The following is an 847-nucleotide window of genomic DNA, read 5'->3' as shown; positions in this document are numbered from 1 at the left end:
TGGCTTTTCTTAATGGATTTACCCAGCGATTTATCTAAAAACGCACCAATGGCAATATTTAAGGCTAGTTTACTCATAGGATCGGCTCTTTCGGGGCAGCATCAAACCAGTCCACTAATTCATCCAGTGGCATGTTTAACAATTCAGACAGAGGGGTGCCAGGTAGGCGGGCCGCTAAAACAAAAATAATGGTTTGGCAATGACGATAATTAATGACGAAAAAATTTATCCGCGATGACCTCACTGATTTGACTAAAATCAGCTCCGTCCATTTTTTCAATATCCTGCTGACTTAAACCCGATAAGCCCGCCATCATGGCAATGGCTTGTTCTAATTCGGTACCGCCTTGCTTGTCGATATTCTTCATATCTTTCACGGTAGGCCGGCGTAATTTAATTTCTGAAATGGTTTCGCCATTGACGTTAATGGGATAGTTTAAGGGTATTAATTCGCTCATGGTTTTACCTTTTATTTGATTCACAATAAAACGATCTTTATTTAATAATCAGTATTACGCGTTAAAAACCCAACGCATCGCGCATTTGTTTTAATTGATCGACGCCGTTAATCACTCGCTTCATATTGATTAAGTCAATTTCCACTTTCACGCTATTATCAATACTTAACTTGTAGTAATGCAGTTTCAGGGTGACACTCATGGTGCTCATTTCCCCGGGTTTTAACGAACCCATATCCACTTCATTAACCAATCCAGTGCCGATCACTTCAAACGGTTTCACCTCGTGGCTATTGCCTTTTTGTAGGCCGCCTTTAATTTTTACCGGTAAGCCATCATTACCCTGTTGTAAGCCAAAGTTTTCCAACACGGTGGTATTCATGTCCTTA

3 protein-coding genes are annotated in these 847 nt (G+C 40.5%); 1 reads left to right on the top strand and 2 read right to left on the bottom strand.

Translation table 11 applies throughout. From position 1 onward, the window contains the following. On the top strand, positions 1-189 hold a 189-nt coding region (locus KCG35_RS25765; RefSeq protein WP_215822738.1), incomplete at its 5' end, for a hypothetical protein. 20 nt (positions 190-209) lie between these two features. On the opposite strand, the gene KCG35_RS25760 is transcribed toward KCG35_RS25765, so the two are convergent. Then, positions 210-458, bottom strand: a complete 249-nt coding sequence (locus tag KCG35_RS25760; RefSeq protein WP_215822736.1) for a phage tail assembly protein — start codon at positions 456-458, stop codon at positions 210-212. Positions 459-519: 61 nt separating this feature from the next. After that, the coding region (locus KCG35_RS25755; RefSeq protein WP_215822734.1) for a phage major tail tube protein at positions 520-847 on the bottom strand (328 nt) is incomplete at its 5' end.

Origin of the sequence: Zooshikella harenae, assembly GCF_018837975.1 — a bacterium.
GTDB classification, from domain to species: Bacteria; Pseudomonadota; Gammaproteobacteria; order Pseudomonadales; family Zooshikellaceae; genus Zooshikella; species Zooshikella harenae.
Note: the sequence above shows the minus strand (reverse complement) of the source record. Positions and strands in the feature narration are given on the sequence as shown.